Annotated in this window: 16 protein-coding genes; 14 read left to right on the top strand and 2 right to left on the bottom strand. The window is 46.9% G+C overall.

Annotation, left to right across the window (positions count from 1 at the left end; all coding sequences use genetic code 11):
- The first annotated feature begins 558 nt into the window (after positions 1-558).
- Both VNN20_11955 and rnc read left to right on the top strand, forming a co-directional pair.
- Positions 559-2,718, top strand: coding sequence for a response regulator (locus VNN20_11955; protein ID HWP92896.1), 2,160 nt, complete (start codon positions 559-561; stop codon positions 2,716-2,718).
- A gap of 257 nt (positions 2,719-2,975) precedes the next feature.
- Positions 2,976-3,773, top strand: coding sequence for a ribonuclease III (gene rnc / locus VNN20_11950; protein HWP92895.1), 798 nt, complete (start codon positions 2,976-2,978; stop codon positions 3,771-3,773).
- Between the two features lie 33 nt (positions 3,774-3,806).
- On the opposite strand, the gene VNN20_11945 is transcribed toward rnc, so the two are convergent.
- Together VNN20_11945 and VNN20_11940 are read right to left on the bottom strand one after the other, a co-directional pair.
- A complete protein-coding gene (locus tag VNN20_11945) occupies positions 3,807-5,246 on the bottom strand; it encodes a sigma-54 dependent transcriptional regulator (GenBank protein HWP92894.1) in 1,440 nt (479 codons plus the stop codon).
- Between the two features lie 38 nt (positions 5,247-5,284).
- Positions 5,285-6,421 carry an ATP-binding protein gene (locus VNN20_11940; GenBank protein HWP92893.1) on the bottom strand — a complete coding sequence of 379 codons (1,137 nt, stop codon included), beginning with the start codon at positions 6,419-6,421 and terminating at the stop codon, positions 5,285-5,287.
- Positions 6,422-7,042: 621 nt separating this feature from the next.
- Between VNN20_11940 and VNN20_11935 the strand changes: the two genes are divergently transcribed.
- From VNN20_11935 to VNN20_11880, 12 genes are all read left to right on the top strand, one after another.
- Entirely contained in the window at positions 7,043-8,458 is a 1,416-nt protein-coding gene (locus VNN20_11935) for a sigma-54 dependent transcriptional regulator (protein HWP92892.1), read from the top strand.
- Positions 8,459-8,711: 253 nt separating this feature from the next.
- Positions 8,712-9,002, top strand: coding sequence for a hypothetical protein (locus VNN20_11930; GenBank protein ID HWP92891.1), 291 nt, complete (start codon positions 8,712-8,714; stop codon positions 9,000-9,002).
- Complete coding sequence (locus VNN20_11925) at positions 9,002-9,550, top strand: UpxY family transcription antiterminator (protein ID HWP92890.1); 549 nt, start codon at positions 9,002-9,004, stop codon at positions 9,548-9,550. The genes VNN20_11930 and VNN20_11925 overlap by 1 nt, the downstream gene beginning before the upstream one ends.
- A gap of 79 nt (positions 9,551-9,629) precedes the next feature.
- Positions 9,630-11,897 carry an ATP-binding protein gene (locus VNN20_11920; protein HWP92889.1) on the top strand — a complete coding sequence of 756 codons (2,268 nt, stop codon included), beginning with the start codon at positions 9,630-9,632 and terminating at the stop codon, positions 11,895-11,897.
- A gap of 302 nt (positions 11,898-12,199) precedes the next feature.
- Positions 12,200-12,334, top strand: a complete 135-nt coding sequence (locus VNN20_11915) for a hypothetical protein (protein ID HWP92888.1) — start codon at positions 12,200-12,202, stop codon at positions 12,332-12,334.
- A gap of 42 nt (positions 12,335-12,376) precedes the next feature.
- A complete protein-coding gene (locus VNN20_11910; protein HWP92887.1) occupies positions 12,377-12,541 on the top strand; it encodes a LysM peptidoglycan-binding domain-containing protein in 165 nt (54 codons plus the stop codon).
- 546 nt (positions 12,542-13,087) lie between these two features.
- Positions 13,088-13,684 carry a DUF4255 domain-containing protein gene (locus VNN20_11905; GenBank protein ID HWP92886.1) on the top strand — a complete coding sequence of 199 codons (597 nt, stop codon included), beginning with the start codon at positions 13,088-13,090 and terminating at the stop codon, positions 13,682-13,684.
- 9 nt (positions 13,685-13,693) lie between these two features.
- Entirely contained in the window at positions 13,694-14,278 is a 585-nt protein-coding gene (locus VNN20_11900) for a carboxypeptidase-like regulatory domain-containing protein (protein HWP92885.1), read from the top strand.
- Between the two features lie 54 nt (positions 14,279-14,332).
- A complete protein-coding gene (locus VNN20_11895) occupies positions 14,333-15,892 on the top strand; it encodes a phage tail sheath family protein (GenBank protein HWP92884.1) in 1,560 nt (519 codons plus the stop codon).
- A gap of 151 nt (positions 15,893-16,043) precedes the next feature.
- Positions 16,044-16,478 (top strand): phage tail protein, encoded by a 435-nt coding sequence (locus tag VNN20_11890; GenBank protein HWP92883.1) that lies wholly within the window; start codon positions 16,044-16,046, stop codon positions 16,476-16,478.
- Positions 16,479-16,581: 103 nt separating this feature from the next.
- Positions 16,582-16,947: a phage tail assembly protein gene (locus VNN20_11885; GenBank protein HWP92882.1), complete on the top strand. Its 366-nt coding sequence runs from the start codon at positions 16,582-16,584 to the stop codon at positions 16,945-16,947.
- Positions 16,944-17,129 (top strand): DUF6760 family protein, encoded by a 186-nt coding sequence (locus VNN20_11880; GenBank protein HWP92881.1) that lies wholly within the window; start codon positions 16,944-16,946, stop codon positions 17,127-17,129. The genes VNN20_11885 and VNN20_11880 overlap by 4 nt, the downstream gene beginning before the upstream one ends.
- The last annotated feature ends 17 nt before the right edge of the window (positions 17,130-17,146 follow it).

Raw genomic sequence — 17,146 nt, 5'->3', positions numbered from 1 at the left:
TTGTCCGGGAATCTCTCCGCCCCCATCTCTAAATACCTGGTGACCGGGAGCCACTGCTTGGTATCGTCGAAGGTGCCAAAGGGCAATGTCCCCTCACCCAGATATCGCGAGTCTCTTGGCCTGAATAAAAGTCGCATATTAACCCTCCTTCTCCGCTTTTATCCTACACTTGTTAGTTGATTTAGAGAAGATAAAAGACTACAGGCAAAAAATCAATGTGTTACGAGGCTTATTATATAACAAATAAAATTTCTTATCAAATTGACTACAGAACGTCTACCGGTTGTTGTGAAATCTAATAAAATAACCGAGCTTAAAGGATGAGAGCTCGTATATCCGGTTAATATCTGTCCGAGTCCGATTTCTAAACAGTCTTATGGCTTAGGATTTATAAAAACCAATTCGAAAAACGACCAGTCTTAAACTGCAGTTGTGACGTTTTTTGTCGTTTTATGCATGTTTAAAACCTCTATCTTCCTATCTGATTAGTTGATAATTTAATAATGATGAAAGAGAGTTAGAAATGTTGATAGGGTAAACCTAGAAATGGCATGAATCTTGCCAAATTTAGCTCCTATGAACATCCATTTGGCCAAAGTCCTGGTTAAGGAAAATGTTATAAGTCTAGACCAATTCAAGGCCACTGTAGAGGAACAGAGGCGGACCAAGAAGAGACTAGGCGAAGTCCTGATTAGCTTGGGGTTTATAAATGAGTCTGAGTTACTGGATTTCTTGAGCAAAGAATATGGGGTGCCGGTGGTTAATCTGGATGAAATGGATATAGATGAAGCAGTTCTCAAGGATGTGCCCAGAAAGACTGTGCTAGAGCATAGATTGATTCCGATCGGTCGAACTGGGAGTAATTTGGTAGTGGCAATGTCAGACCCGTCGAACATAATAGCAATAGATGATCTCAGGTTTGCAACCGGGTATAACATCAAGCCGGTGGTTGCGCCGGAGAGGGCGATTGAAAATGTGATAGAGAGATACTATGGTGCAGAAGATGATACTAAAGAAAGGGTTAGAGTAGAAAGGAGCGAGGAACAAATTGACCGGGTAATTCAAGAGCTTGAAGACCTTAAGAAGAACAAGAACGAATCGGCTTCGTCATCAAAAGAAGTGCCTGAATCAGCAGAGCCAGAGAGTGAACTCGGTCCTGAGTCGGAGAAAGGGCAGGTCTTTGCTCCTACCGGTGTTTCTCCAGAGATATCCGAGCCGGAGCGGAGTCAGGAAGAGTTGATTTTTCAGGCACAGGAAAATGAGCAGTATAAAGTTAGCCTGTCCCCTCCGGAATCATCCTCACAAAGTATCGAAGTTGTAGAAACAGATGTTAGCTCGTATGCGGCAGAAGATGAGGCTGCCGATCCGGACAATCACTTCTGGCATATACATAGGACTCAGGAAGAAGAGGGAGCTAGCTCTGAGGAAGAAGACCCGTCCAAGAGTCTTGAGACGATGAATTATGAAGAGGAGTTATTAGAAGGTGAGGAAAATGAGACGAACGTTCCCAGGGCAGATAGCTTCTTCACTCGAAGTTCTGAACCGGAATATTCTGGTGAAGAAGCACTGAACGAACCAGTATATGCAGAAGAAAATCTTGACCCATTCCGTTCGCCGTTATCAGTTCGTAGTATTGAAGAAGAACAATCAGAGAAGGAAAAAGACTTCGATCCGAGTAGCCTGTTTACTGGTCAACCTGAACCCGACATCAATTCGCAAGAAATAGTTATGGAGTCAGTGGTGGAGGGTACGATTTCCGACAGCTTAAGCCCGGTATCCGTGGCTCCGGATTCAGGCTCTGCACCAATAGATGCTGAAAAAAGCAGTAATGGAGAACCATTCGACCCCAGCAGTTTCTTCACCCAAATATACGGCCACTGGGAGGATCAGGAAGAGGCCCAGCCGCTAACGGGTGAAGAGGAGAAAGTTATCGAGCAAACCAGCTCTTACACGGAATCTGAGTCTTACCAAACAAAAGATGAGGTAGCGGAAGAGGTAGTGATAGAAGACGATATCCCAGATAGTCTTTTCGCCCATGATTACGAGCCGCAGCATGACCAGGAGTATGTAGATTTTGAGTCGGCGGAGGAGGACAGTGCTATTGACCCTTTCCGGGCTCCAACATCTTATCAGGGCTCTCCGGCCTCGCCACCGACGAAAGAACCAGCCGCCGGTTTAAAGGAGAAGGAAGACCACTCCGAGCCTGACGGAAATCTTTTCTCCAAGGCCGATGTTCCCGACTCCTCCACATCCGATACTGCGGAGAGGGAAGAGGTGCATGCAAATGACCGAGCAGTCGTTGAGCTAAATGAGGAAACCTTCCCTCCTACCGAGCCGGATAGGGAACTCTCCACTCAGAAGACCGTCCTGGTTGTGGATGATAGTCCGACGATTCAAAAAATTGTAGCAATTACTCTAGAACGAAAAGGATATGGCGTATTCACCGCTGCCAATGCAATGCAGGCGTTGGCTAAGTTGAACGAAGTGATTCCTGACCTAATCTTTCTGGATATTAACCTCCCCCACATGGACGGTTACAAGCTTTGCCGGGTTATCAATGATCTTGGACTCGGCAAAAATGTGCCCATTATCATGCTATCGGGTAAAGATGGGTTATTCGAGGAAATGAGGGGAAAGATAGCCGGAGCAACCGGTTTCATATCCAAGCCGTTTGAGCCAAGCACGCTGATACACACGGTAGAAAGGTACGTTAGTTGAATTTATTTATTCCCTCGACAAATCCCTCTATTCCTGTTTAAAATCTGTTTAGCTAAAACTCCCCTATAATTCGATAAAGTAAAATTAAGCCTGAATTAAAGGTTCTCCGGTCATTGGTCGAGTTCCGATAGGTATACTGAAAATTTCTCATAAATCTTTTCTATCCAGCCGGGATGGGGCTTCCGGTTGTATGAATGGTCCTTTCAAAACGTTGACCTTATTGATTTTCAAATACCTTGTGATAGTTTTTTACACCCATGATAGAAAGGAAAATCGGATACAAGTTCAAAAATCATAGCTTGCTCAAAACAGCTCTCACTCACAGTTCGTTCGCCAACGAGACTTCCGTGGAAAGTAATGAACGACTAGAATTTCTGGGAGATGCAATTCTCGGTTGTATCGTCGCCCGGTTTCTCTACGACCATTTTCCGGAAGCATCCGAGGGAAAGCTTTCGAAGATGAGGAGCGCCATAGTGAGCAGATTCAACTTTGCCCGTCTGGCCGGGGAATTGGGAATCGATAAGGAAATACTCCTGGGTAAAGGGGAAGAACTGACTGGCGGCAGAAAGAGGGAGTCAAACCTGGCCGGGGCGTTTGAGGCTTTGATAGGGGCTATTTATCTAGACGGTGGATACAGAAAGGTCTTCCAAGTAATATCGCGCCTTTTGAAGAAGTGCCTCCAACAGAAGGAAATATTCATCGATTATAAGACGAAACTGCAAGAGCTGGCACAAAAGCAGTATAAAATCATGCCTAAATACAAGGTGGTTTTAGAGGAGGGCCCCCCGCACGACAAGTGCTTTCACGTCGAGGTTAAAGTGGATAGGAAGGTTCTGGGAAAGGGATACGGCAGAAATAAAAAAGAGGCCGAACAAGCAGCGGCTAAGGAGGGACTAGAAAATCTAGAATTAAAAGAGGGGCTGGAAAACCTAGAATTAAAAGCGGAGCCTGCGGCAAAGGTAAGAGAAACAGATGCTATAAGGGTGAAAGCTACCGATGCTATGAAGAAGGTTATTTCCGGTGGTAGTTTTGAATCAAAAAGATCTAAGCACTGATTCACTGGTGAATTTTTTTAGAATCAAATCCTATCAATCAGAATCTTCCCCAACAATTCCAAGCTCTTCCATTTTCTTCGAGAGCGTGTTTCTGTTTATTCCTAACATGGCTGAGGCTCTTTTTTTATTGCCCTTGGTTGCTTTTAGAATCGCTTCGATGAGGGGTTTCTCGACCTTTCTTATTACAATATCGTAGATTCCAGTAGGAGGAATCTCCTCGAATGAGTTAATCAGGGTCAGTAATTTTGCAGCCATGAGTTCATCAAATGCGTCCACTTTCTCTGTTTTCTTGCTCTTCAGGTATGGGGCTGCGTCAAGAATGGTGTCTGTTGCTATGGTAATGTCGGAGGAAAGCACTATCACCCGCTTAATCGTGTTTTCCAGTTCCCTTACGTTTCCCGGCCAATCGTACTCCATCAGTATTTCCTTCGCTTCTTCGGATAAAGTTCTTTTCCCCGAGCCTAGTTCGTTTGCATGTTTTTCCAAAAAATGCTCTACCAGGATGGGGATATCCTCTTTTCTCTCTCTCAATGGTGGAATTTCGATTGTTATTCCATTCAGCCGGTAATAAAGGTCCTTTCTGAATGTTCCTTTTTCCACTTCATCTCCCAGGTTTTTATTGGTGGATGCGATTACCCTAACGTCCACCTCTATGGGTTTTTCGCTTCCTAGGCGGTAGAACTTTTTTTCTTCGAGCACCCGAAGGAGCTTGGTTTGGAGTTCGAGCGGCATGTCCCCAATCTCGTCTAATAGCAGCGTCCCGCCGTGTGCCTCTTCAAATCTTCCCTGTTTTTTGATTGTCGCTCCGGTGAAGGCTCCCTTTTCGTAGCCAAATAGCTCGCTTTCCAGAAGGTCTTTTGGCAGCGCGGCTATGTTGACTGCTACTAATCTTTCTTCCTTTCTTCGGCTGTTGAAGTGAATGGCTCGGGATACAAGCTCTTTTCCAGTTCCGCTTTCCCCGGTGATAAGCACGGTCAAGTCTTTCTCGGCAATACGCCCTATGGTCTTGTATATTTTGAGCATGGCAGAGGATACTCCTACTATTCCATGAGGAGTTTCCGTAGATTCTTTTAGACTGGCCCGGAGAAGCTCCAGCTTTTTCGAGGTTTCATAGCTCTCGATAGCCCTTTCCACGATTATCTTGACTTCATCCAGGTCAAAGGGTTTAGCTACGTAGTCGTAGGCACCCTCTTTCATCGCGTCTATGGCGTTTTTTACGGTGTTTTGGGCGGTGATTACGATTACCGGGATATCGACTTCCCTTAGCCTGATTTCGTGAAGCACATCTATTCCACTCAAATCGGGCATCTTAATATCCAGTATCATCAGGGAAAAATTGTCGGAGGTGGCTTTATTTATGGCTTCGGAGCCGTTTTCCCCGTAATCTACGCTGTAGCCGGCCTTTTCCAGGCTCCTTCCCAGGACCCATCTTATGCTCTCTTCATCATCTACCACTAATATCTTTTTGGTCATATTATCGTAAGTTCTGTTGGGTAAACAGCCGGTCCTCGCTACCGTTTTGATACCGGTAAATACACCTTGAATAGTGTCCCCTTACCTAACTCGCTCTCTACTTGGATGGCCCCTCCATGTTTAGCAATGATTTGGTATGCAAGAAATAAGCCAAGCCCGGAGCCGCTCTTTTTTGTAGTATAAAAGGGGGTGAAGATTTTTTCCAGGGTGTCCTTTGGTATTCCCGTCCCATTATCTTTTATCTCGATAGAAATTGCGTTTTCATCCTTTAGCTTATAGTCGGTGATCCATCTTGTGGTAATCTCTATTATACCGTGGGCCGGAGGGTTGCTCGATCTAATCGACGATTCGGACGCGGCGGCTTCGGGGAACGGCCTATCCGAAATTGCCTCGACAGCATTCTTTATCAGGTTTAAAAAAACCTGCTTAAGGCTATCTCTATCACCTAAAACCAACGGCAACGTTACATCAAAGTTTTGTAGGAATTGAACCTGCTTGATGTCGCTGGACTTTGATTCCAGGAATAATATTTCCAGGAGCATTTCATGAATATCTACCGGCTCGAACACCTCTTTGGCAAATGGCTCGAGCCCCTTCAGTGTTTCCAGAAGCGCCTTGAGCCTATCCGCCTCCTTGATGATTATCTCACCGCACTTTATCCTTTCTTCCTTATTGCTTTTTCCATCGACTATTATCTGTGCGGCCCCCCTGATTCCGCCAAGCGGGTTCTTTAATTCATGGGCCAGCCCCACTAGGAGCTCTTCCATGGTAGAAGTAGAAATCTGCTGCAGGGTTTTTTCACTGAGGAATTTGGTTCCTACCAGGTCTTTTACTTGAATTATGGCTCCCAGCAGTTCACCTTTGTCCGAGAATAAAGGCGAAGCCGTTACCTGGATGGAAATTTTCTCCCCTCCTCTTAGCACCGGATTGATCTCATCGCCAAAAACGGTGCGTTCCTCCCGGAGTGCTTTTTCCGCAGTTTCATCTATCTCTTCCGGGAGGAAGCTGGAGGACGGCTTGCCGAAAGCCTTCTTTCTGGAGATTTTGAATATGGCCTCTGCCGCATCGTTCATGCTGAGGACCAAAAAAGACCGGTCTATTACGATAATACCATCGGGAAGGGAGTCGAAGATTTCTTTGTACAGATTATGGTCAGTTTTGATGGGTTTGTTCATTTTGATTGATTAACGGTTTGTGGCCAATAGCCCCTATATTACTTCCCCTGACGGTCACAATACTATATTGGAATTTTGTAGAGATTCAAATTCCGACCGTCTTGCCGTGCCCTGAAACTGGAACAGTAAACATGTATAGACTATTTGTGGAAGTGAAGTGAATTAAAAATCGCTTTAAGACTTTCGGTCTCGCTATATAACTAAAGTCCTGGAAAGTGTCTACTCCTAAAGTCTTATTGACTTGGACCTATAAAATTTGATATTGTGAATCGTCGTCTTCAAGTTCGCTGGGGTATAGGATAATCAATTCAGAAATTTTTGGTCTAAACGTTAAGACGTCTGAGAGCACCTGACTACTTACAACCCGAATGCGGCATAGGGGTTTTCCTTGGATGCACGGAATGTAGGAAATAGAAGTTAGCTTTTCGTCTAAAAGTATCAGGGCAGAATCCCTGAAGACGAATATAAACTGAATCTTCAATTAATAGGGTGAGGAATTAAGATGTGATGATATATTTTCCAGGGTAACTGCTTAGCTTCACCAATAAGACAATTACTCTCAAGTTTGCGCTACTTGCCGAATAATTAGAGTCCGCCCTACTTTCCGGAGGAGAGAGCGTGGTGAAACAGGTAAAGGTTTTACTCCTCGATTTTAGCGAAACCAGCGACTTAGCTCTCAACCTTCAAGAAATTCTAGAATCCTCACCGAGCCCGCAAGAAATACAAATCCGAATGGAGTCCCTCAAAACCGGAGAACCCTATCTTTTAAATAGTGACCTGTCTAGGATAACCTCAAAACTCGCTCCGGACGTGTTTTTTCTAATCCTCGCTTCCAGTCAGATAAACGACGCCGGTGCACTCTTTCAGTCAATAAAGGAGGAGCACCCAAAAAGACCGGTAATAGTGGTAACTGACGGAGGAGAACCGGGGAGTATGCTCGAATTAATCAGGCTAGGGGCCGACGATTTCATCACGCCGCCGTTCCGGCCAATAGATGTTTTACCCCGTGTATGGAGATTGCTCGAGCAAATAGAACGGCAGGAAAAACTGTCGAGTGCAATCAAAGAGAAATTAGGCCTTAAGCACCTGTTAGGAGAGAGCCCGGCGTTCCTGGCGGAGATGAAAAAGGTTCCTTTGCTATCTAAGTGCGATGCCCGGGTGCTCATCTCCGGAGAGACCGGCACCGGGAAAGAGCTTTTTGCCCGGGCCATCCATTATCTAAGCCCTAGAGCGAGCAAACCCTTTATCCCGGTTAACTGCGGGGCCATACCTTCCGAGCTTGTGGAGAACGAGTTGTTCGGCCATGAGCGGGGGGCGTTCACCGGCGCCACCTCTTCCCAGCCCGGGCTTATTTGTGAAGCCAATGGCGGCACCCTATTCCTGGATGAGGTCGACTGTATTCCAATTCTGGTGCAGGTAAAGCTCTTGCGCTTTCTCCAGGAAAGGGAGTATCGGCCCCTTGGCTCGACAAAGATAAGGAAAGCGGATGTACGGGTGATCGCCGCCACTAACATAGACTTGGAAGGAGCGGTCAGAGAGGGAAGGTTTCGCCGTGATCTTTACTATCGACTGAGTATTATTCCGCTCAAACTTCCGCCGCTTCGCGAGCGACGGGAGGACATACCCATCCTGGCTCAACATTTCCTGAACGAATATACCGAGCAATTCAGAAAACAAATGATGACCTTTTCGATAGATGCTTTGCAGAGGCTTATGCTCTATGACTGGCCGGGCAATGTGCGGGAGCTGGAGCACGTGGTTGAACGAGCCGTCCTGCTCTCCGAGGACAAGCTAATCCGAGATGTAGACATATTACTGCCGGAATCAGAACCTGCCACGGGTGCAGAATCGTTCCAGGTGCTTAAGGAAAAGTTTGTAGCCAGGTTTGAGAAGAACTACATTAAGAGCCTCTTGTGTACATACCAGGGTAATATAACCAAGGCGGCGGAGGCAGCCAGAAAAAATCGGCGAGCCTTTTGGCAGTTGATCAGAAAACACCAGATCAACGTGAAGGATTTTAAGTCCCGTATTCCATAGGAGGTAAAAACCATCCATTTAACCAGGACAAATTTGTCCTGCCAGCGATATTTCTCAATATAGGCTTCAAACTACGCTAGAATAGCGCACCGATATTCTATCTTAGCCGTCCGAGTTTTCAGCTAAATTGAGCTATTTCTTATTACTCTTCTCAAAAGAGAGGACAAAAACATCCTATCGGCCACAGGAATATTTAGCGAAAATAATAAGTTGCAATTGGCACAGCCGTTGCCGGTACATAGGAAAGCTCCTGATGCACGCTATCTCTATGAACGAAAGAGAGGAATCGGACATCGTTTACGAAATCTTATCCTATCTAGCCGAGAATCCCGATGCCGGAGATACGATGGAGGGCATTGTGGAGTGGTGGTTACTGGAACAGAAGATCAAGCGCGAAACCGGAAGGGTGAGAGAGGCGTTGAAGATGCTGGTGGAGAAAGATCTGGTACAAGAGCGTGGCGGCAATAACCTGCGGACCTATTACCGGATCAATCAGAGCAAGTACGAAGAAATAAAAGAGCTATTAAAGGCCAGGTATAAGTGATGGAGACTACCGTACAGGGCTTATCTCCGCATGATTGCTTTATAACCCCTCCTACTCGTGGAAAGGACTGGTATGCGGTTTATACAGTAGTAAGACATGAAAAGAGCGTAAATTCGGCTCTCCTAGAAAAGAGTATAGACGCTTTTCTTCCGCTGAGGGAAGTTGCCAGTCGCTGGAAAGATAGGAGGAAAGCAGTCCGGTTCCCACTCTTTCCGGGATACCTGTTCGTTAATATTCATCCTCAAGACAGATACACAGTTTTGAATACACGGGGCGTCGTCAAGATTCTCGGCGCCGGTGGAAATCCCATACCGGTTCCAGTCGAGCAGGTCGATGCTGTGAAGAGAATCTTGGAGAGCAGGCTGGAATACGAACCTTATTCCTATTTCGCCCTGGGAAAAGAGGCCCTGGTGGTAAAGGGTCCGTTTCAGGGATTGAGGGGAAGAATATTGGAGAGAAGAGGCGGGTACAGGCTCATACTATCAGTCGATATTATCCAGCGTGCTGTCGCTGTTGAAGTAGATGTTAGGGACTTGGAATTGGTTTAGCAACTATTCCAAGATGACCGAGTCCTTGGGCAAATAGCCTGGATTAGTTGTCACCCGGTGTAAGTGAGGTGGCGAAGCTGTGCGAATCGTTTCGGAAATGGCACTCGATAATTCGAAGACCATGAGCGAAGGTTTGCCGTACGCCGATAGCTGGGAGCATATATCGGATGAATTGAGATACCTGGATTTACTTATTCACCTTCAGGTACTCAAACAGCGGAGCCATCATCCGGCGAATCCGCTGGAGCAGTTGAAAGGACTGGTAATATCGGAAGAGGAGATTGCCGGGTTGCTGTCGGATATTGCCGCCGAATCGAGTGAGGAGAATCCTCTAAATACCTACATTTTGGAGAGTCGGAGCTTGATCGAGTCTTTGAAAAAGATCGAGTCGAAAATCAAGGAGAGACGAGCGGTCAGCCGGAAGGAAGGAGTTTACCTAACTCTTCCGCACCTCTCTCGGTTTTTTAATCTCACCCCATTTGAAGAGAAATGCCTGGTTGTTTGCTTGGCGCCGGAGGTAAATCGCAAGTACGAGAAGCTCTACTCTTACCTGCAAGATGACCTGACTCGGAGGAGGCCATGTGTTGACTTAATGCTCAACCTGCTCTGCAATACGTTGGAAGATAAACTGGCTGCGAGGAAAGTGTTCGACCCTCAAGCACCGCTACTCAAATGCGGACTTCTACAAATAGCGGATGCCTCGCCTGATGGTTTCACACCTCTGTTATCACGGTCTCTCCGGATTGATGACCGAATGGTCGACTTCTTGCTGGGGTCAAGCCGGATAGATGTACGCCTTGATTCTATAGCCCGACTGGTTTCTCCACAGGGAAATTTGGTTGACTCCGGTGTGACCGAAGAGGCACGAAATCGAATCCAATCTTTCATTCGCTCTCATTTCAGCGAAGAGAGCCAGGCGAAGAAGAAGCTGGTCTTCTACTTTCACGGACCGCATGACTCGGAGAAAAGGGCATTAGCTGAAGTCGTCTGCAGTGATCTTGGGGTACCCTTGTTAATCGGAGACGTGGAAAAAATGCTGAGCGGACGGTCATCTTTCGAAGATATTATATGGTCACTCTGCCGGGAAGCAGTGCTTCAACAAGCCTCGTTGTGTTTGGAGAACTTCGACCTTTTGGTGACTCATGATGGGAAATATCAGCATCACTTAGAGTCCCTGCTCGAAATGGTTAAGAGCTTCTCCAGATTAACGTTTCTAATCGGCAGAAGTCCGTGGAAGCCTCGGGGGAGCCTGGAAAATCACGTTTTCATCGACCTTGAGTTTTTCATACCCGATGATAAGACGAGAAGGGGTATCTGGGAAAGCTACCTGAGCGGGCGCGATTCCGTGGCAGACGCTCTCGACGTCTGTGAATTATCTAATAAGTTCAGGTTTACACCGGGCCAGATCAAGGATGCTCTTCAAACAGCAGATAATCTGGCGCGCTGGCGAAGCCCTGATAATCCTAAGATTACGATGGCGGACCTTTACTCTGCCTGTCGTGCTCAATCGAATCAGAAACTAAGCGCCCTGGCCAGAAAGATTAACCCGAAGTACACCTGGGGTGACATCGTGCTTCCATCCGACCAAATGGGTCAGCTCCGGGAAATCTGTAACCAAGCTAAGTATAGACACCTTGTCTACGGCGAATGGGGGTTTGATCGTAAGCTTTCTTACGGTAAAGGGTTGAACGCACTCTTTAGCGGGCCTTCCGGTACGGGCAAGACTATGGCAGCCGAGATTATCTCTAACGACCTGTGCCTCGACCTTTATAAAATTGACCTTTCTCAGGTGGTCAGCAAGTACATAGGCGAGACCGAAAAAAACCTGGAAAAAATCTTTGCTGAGGCGCAAACCACCAACGCTATTTTGTTCTTTGACGAGGCAGATGCCCTTTTTGGCAAACGATCAGAGGTAAAGGATGCCCATGACCGCTATGCCAATATCGAGATCGGCTACCTGTTGCAAAAGATGGAGGAATACGACGGGACGACCATACTGGCTACCAACCTTCGACAGAACATGGATGAGGCATTCGTGCGCAGGATGCAGGTTATCGTTGAATTCCCGTTTCCGGATGAAGAATACCGGCGGCGCATCTGGGAGGTCGTTTTCCCGGGTGAAGCGCCTCTTGACCGCAACATCGACTTCGGCATCCTTGCCCGTGAGGTCAAGCTGCCCGGGGGCAATATCAAAAACATAGCCATTAATGCGGCATTCTATGCCGCTGAAGACGGCAGGCTCATTCGAATGGCACATCTCATGCGGGCGGTGCGCCAGGAATATCGGAAGCTAGGCCGGATATGGAATGAAGCGGAGTGGAGCACGAAAGGAAAGCTGGTCTCATAAAATTGTAGTAGTCAGAATTTGAGATTTCGGTCAATGTCAGCATAAGTCATATCTGGAAGTAACTTTCAACGCTGTCATTCTGGGCGAAGCGATGAATCTAATTTTTAGATGCTTCACTTTGTTCAGCATGACAACATAGGCCGTTTGCTGAGTTCATTCCTACGCTTTGTTCAGGACAGGCTTTAAATGTTAAGAAAGGCTCAGGGTGACATTAATAAAAATGAAAACATTCTATTAGATACAACTTGCTAAGGCGGTGTCCGTTTGATTAATTTCTGGCTATTACACATTTAAATGGAGAGATGACCAAGGCACAAAGAAGGAATAAGAATTTCAAAAAGAATCCAGAAGCCAGAATAGAGAATTCAGAAGTTTTCTTTTTTACTTCTGACTACTGGCTTCTGACTTCTAACTCCGGGTCTCAGGTCTTTGGTTGAGCGGGTTACCTTGAAGAGGGGTACTAATAGAGGGACTAGATTATGGCGCGTAACTACGTGATTCAGAGGGGGGATAGCTTGCGGAAGATTTCAAAGAACTTCTACGGCGATCCTTTGCTCTTCAAGAAATTGGCCGATTATAACGGGATTCTAAATCCTGACCTCATAATAGTAGGCCAGAACATAGAAGTGCCTTCTAAGCGCTAACTGCTGGGGGAAGTTGCAGAACCGCCTGCCCCGGTCGGTTCAAGCGGGAGCGGCTCGCTTGCCACTCCTAACGGTCTCGAAGAAATCTTAGCCACCTTCGGTAACATCTACGATTTCATCCGAGATGACGGAAGCCTCAACCCCGGTTGGGAGTCAAAACACCTGGCCAGGGTCGAGTTACCGTTCTCAATTCCTCTTTCCTGGGACCGCTCACAATCGGTCACTAGACTATATTGCCATAAAAAACTGGTCGAGATATTTGCCGAGGTCTTTTCCAAGATAGAGAGAAAAGGGTTAAGGAGCAAGATCAGAACCTTTGGCGACTGCTATAATTACCGCTCCAAGAGGACGAGTCGAAAATTATCCACCCACAGTTGGGGGGGTCGGTATTGACCTCAATCCGGAAACGAACCCTCAGGGGAAACCCGGAGACATGCATCCGGGTGTTGTGGAGATCTTTCAGGAGTTTGGCTTCAAGTGGGGAGGCGATTGGTCAGGAAGGAGTAAGGACCCGATGCATTTTCAATTCTGTACGGGGTACTAAACATGGGAGATTACCGGGCGATTGCCGATGTAGGGGAAACGTTAATCACGCTCTTGAGGGATAACATGAGCGACCTGGTTAATCCCAACTCCATTGTCCTGCTCTCGCCAGCAGAGGTAGAGGACCAAAGCATCCGTTTGACCCTCTTCCTGTATAACATCATGGAGAATCCTCATCTGAAAAATCAGGAGATGCGTAACATTAGCCCCACCGAGCTTGGCTATCCGCCATTGACCCTGGACCTCTATTATCTACTGACCGCTTACGCCTCGACCCAGATACCGGACAAGACGGAGCAGACCCTGGAACAGCACCGGATATTGGGAAGGGCGATGCGCATTTTTTACGATAACGCTATTTTGAGCGGCACGACTCTTCAGGGAAGCCTCGAAGGGACAAGCGATGAACTGAGGATTGTGCTTAATCCTATATCTCTTGATGACCTGACCAAGATATGGAGTGCGTTTCAGGAGGTGGGCTATAGGCTTTCCGTAAGCTACCTGGTCACTCCTACAAATATTGACTCGACGCGTGATATGAGTATGCAAAGGGTTGTATCCAAAGAAATGAATTACTCATTCATGGTTCCGAAGAGATAGGAAGAATATATGGCCATTATTTTCCCTTACGTTACGAGCGAGTTTACGGCATATGAGGGAGAAAAGATTATTACCGTGCTCTCTCTGGCTGTCCGTCTCATTGATGATTTCACGGAAGAGGAAACGATTGGGAACGTGAAAGTCACGATAAAGGAAGGGGATATAAAAGCCTTCAAGAATCTAAGTGGATACTACTTGTTCAAAGATATGAATCCTGGGAACTATAATTTTGCAGTTGGGTCGGACTTTTACTTACCAGAAGAGATGGCGGTTAACTTACCCCAGCCTGACCCAAAGAACCCGGTAGTCGAAGTCACTCTTAAACCTAAACCATCGTATCCGTTCCCCCGTAATGCCACCCTAGTAAGGGGCTTGGTTTCGGACGGCAATCCGGTAGTCGACGCAGATGTAAGTGTTGTCGGTAAAACCATAGAAACCAAAACGGATGAAAAGGGTGAGTTTGTACTCTATTTTAAGGGAATTAAACAAGAAGCGATTACCGTCGAGGTCAAAAAAGGTGGAAATACCAAGTCTGTTAATACAACCGTTGAGGAAGGGAAAACGGTTTCTTTGGGAATCGTTTCCTTCCCATGATGGATGATTTTTACTAGAAATAGAAATCTAAATTTGCAGTAAAGGAGGTAAAAAATGCCAGAGTATTTATCACCGGGCGTGTATGTAGAAGAGTTTGAAATCGGTGCCAGGCCCATCGAGGGTGTAAGCACCAGCACCGCCGGATTTCTCGGCCCAACTGAGAGGGGCCCGGAACAACCCCGGCTCATTACCGGGTTCGAACAGTTTAGGCGGACTTACGGCCGTTATCTTGCGGACTCTTTCCTTGCTTACGGGATAGAAGGGTTTTTTACAAACGGCGGTAAACGCTGCTTTGTGGGAAGGATCGTGGCGGATGATGCTGTAGCGGCGGCTGCCAATTTGGGTACGCAGGCAAACGTTGAAGCCATCGGCCCGGGAGAGTGGGGAAACCGAATTGCGGTAAAGATTGAAGATGCGAGCCTTGACCCGGTAAACATGTTTAAGTTGACTGTAATGTATTGGAATGAACCGCCGCCAACCCCGTTGGTTGACCCGACTATTTTGGCCAATGCCACCGACCCTAACCGTCGAGAACCCGACTTGCTCGAAGTTTACGACAACCTCACTGACAACCAAGCCTCTATTAATTACTACGAGAGCAGGATTAACCCTCAATCTAATCTGATAACAATAACGCATCTGGCTGCCGGCAGGCCGGCCAATCAGGCCTTAGAATTGTTAACCAATCTAGCCGGAGCGGTAACAGGGGGGGATGGCTCGGCTATAGACCTTGCCGACTATCAGGGGAGAACCCTTACTGCTCTGCCGGATGGAACTACACCTCGAACCGGGTTCCTGGGATTTACAGAGATTGACGAAATCTCGATTGTTTGTGTGCCCGACCATCACGCTGTTCCGAACCTGACCAATGAAATTGTAACGCATTGTACCCAGATGGGAGACCGCTTTGCAGTTCTGCACTCAAATCCGGCTACGGATACCTTGGCAACAATTGCCAACCTGAGACCACCTCAGGATACCCGTTATGCGGCCTTTTATTTCCCCTGGATTAAGATCTTTGACACTAGGACAAATCAGGACCTTTTGGTTCCTCCCTCGGGTCATGTTGCCGGTATTTACGCCAAGACCGATATAGAAAGAGGGGTGCATAAAGCCCCTGCTAACGAAGTCGTCTTGGGTGCTACCGCTTTGCAGTTTCAGATTACCAAAGGAGAACAAGACCTGCTTAACCCCCGCGGTGTGAACTGCCTGCGCGCCTTTCCGGGTAGAGGCATTCGTGTTTGGGGAGCAAGAACATCCTCGACAAACACACTCTGGAAATACATAAATGTGCGCCGCCTTTTCCTCTATATATCCGAATCCATCGAAGAAGGAACTCAGTGGGTTGTCTTCGAGCCTAATGATGAAAAACTCTGGGGAAGGGTAAGGGCGACTATTACCGAATTCCTTACCAGAGTATGGAGGGACGGTGCTCTAATGGGAACCAAGGCCGAAGAAGCATTCTTTGTGAAATGCGACAGAACCACCATGACCCAGGACGATATTGATAATGGAAGGCTTATATGCATTATCGGCATTGCCCCGGTAAAACCGGCAGAATTCGTAATATTCCGTATAGCCCAATTCCCCGGCGGTTCATCAATTACGGAGTAATTTAGTCATACGATGCAAGATGCAAGATACAGGGTGCAGGATATAGGATGAAACATACATCGTGCATCATGAGTCATGCATCATCCATTAGTGTAAAATCGTGTTAATTAGTGGCTAACCAAAAAGTAACGAGAATAAGGAGGACAAAAAGATGGCAAGAAGAGATCCTTACAGGCAGTTTAGATTTCGCGTCGAGATCGACGGAATCAGCCAGGCCGGGTTCAGCGAATGCACATTCGGAGATACGACAACAGACCCGGTCGAGTATAGAGAGGGGAATGAACCCCCGGTATTTCGTAAGCTATCGGGATTGACTAAATTCGGGAATATAACACTTAAATGGGGTATTACCGACTCTATGGACCTCTATAACTGGAGGCAACGGGTTATAGATGCCGGCGCGGAAAAGGAAAGAAAAAATATGTCTATTATCCTGATCGACGAGGCCGGGGCGGATAAAGCGCGCTGGGATATCGTCCAGGCATGGCCCAGCAAATACGACCCTCCTGATTTCAGCGGGAAGGGTAACGAAATAGCAATCGAGACCCTGGAGATTGTACATGAGGGGTTTAGACGGGTGTCGTAAATTACCATGTAGCCAAGTAACCAACTGACCGAGTAGCCAAGTGCACTCGGATGCTTGGCAGCTTGGTTGCTCGGATACTCTTACAAAAGAGGAGGATAATATCATGGGATTTCAGACAGAGTTTGAATTTCTCTTGCCTAAAGGGTACGTGGATGAGGAAGGAAACCTCCACAAAAAGGGGGTCATGCGGCTTGCCACGGCGGCCGATGAGATTCTGCCTATGAAAGACCCCAGGGTGCAATCAAATCCGGCCTATCTTACAGTCATATTGCTTTCAAGAGTGGTCACGAAGCTTGGAAATTTGGAGACAATAAACCCAAAGGTCGTCGAGAATCTATTTGCCGCCGACCTATCTTATCTACAGGAGTTCTACAGGACGATAAACGAAAATGGGAACGGCAAGATAAAAGCTTCATGCCCTAAATGCGAACACCAGTTTGAGGTGGAGGAAGAAACATTGGGGGAATAATAGGCTACCCCCTCGACCGGATTTACGAGGAGGTAGCCTTTATCGCATACCACTTTCATTGGACTCACGAAGAGATAATGAACATGGAGCACAGGGAAAGGCAGAGATGGGTAGAGGAGATTTCAAGAATCAACCGCCAGCTCAGCGGTGAAAAGCAAAGAAGTATTCTTGAAGTGGAATGATAAGAAGAGTAACCAAG

This window comes from Thermodesulfobacteriota bacterium, assembly GCA_035559815.1.
GTDB lineage: Bacteria > Desulfobacterota_D > UBA1144 > Nemesobacterales > CSP1-2 > DATMAT01.
The sequence above is the reverse complement of the archived record's forward strand: the minus strand, read 5'-3'. Positions and strand labels throughout refer to the sequence as shown.

Excerpts from the sequence above, each read along its gene's own strand:
- VNN20_11890 (HWP92883.1), top strand. The coding sequence starts at position 16,044 with ATGGCAAGAAGAGATCCTTACAGGCAGTTTAGATTTCGCGTCGAGATC.
- VNN20_11925 (HWP92890.1), top strand. The coding sequence starts at position 9,002 with ATGGAGACTACCGTACAGGGCTTATCTCCGCATGATTGCTTTATAACC.
- VNN20_11905 (HWP92886.1), top strand. The coding sequence starts at position 13,088 with ATGGGAGATTACCGGGCGATTGCCGATGTAGGGGAAACGTTAATCACG.
- VNN20_11900 (HWP92885.1), top strand. The coding sequence starts at position 13,694 with ATGGCCATTATTTTCCCTTACGTTACGAGCGAGTTTACGGCATATGAG.
- VNN20_11930 (HWP92891.1), top strand. The coding sequence starts at position 8,712 with ATGCACGCTATCTCTATGAACGAAAGAGAGGAATCGGACATCGTTTAC.
- VNN20_11910 (HWP92887.1), top strand. The coding sequence starts at position 12,377 with ATGGCGCGTAACTACGTGATTCAGAGGGGGGATAGCTTGCGGAAGATT.
- VNN20_11945 (HWP92894.1), bottom strand. The coding sequence starts at position 5,246 with ATGACCAAAAAGATATTAGTGGTAGATGATGAAGAGAGCATAAGATGG.
- rnc (HWP92895.1), top strand. The coding sequence starts at position 2,976 with ATGATAGAAAGGAAAATCGGATACAAGTTCAAAAATCATAGCTTGCTC.
- VNN20_11915 (HWP92888.1), top strand. The coding sequence starts at position 12,200 with ATGACCAAGGCACAAAGAAGGAATAAGAATTTCAAAAAGAATCCAGAA.
- VNN20_11940 (HWP92893.1), bottom strand. The coding sequence starts at position 6,421 with ATGAACAAACCCATCAAAACTGACCATAATCTGTACAAAGAAATCTTC.
- VNN20_11885 (HWP92882.1), top strand. The coding sequence starts at position 16,582 with ATGGGATTTCAGACAGAGTTTGAATTTCTCTTGCCTAAAGGGTACGTG.
- VNN20_11895 (HWP92884.1), top strand. The coding sequence starts at position 14,333 with ATGCCAGAGTATTTATCACCGGGCGTGTATGTAGAAGAGTTTGAAATC.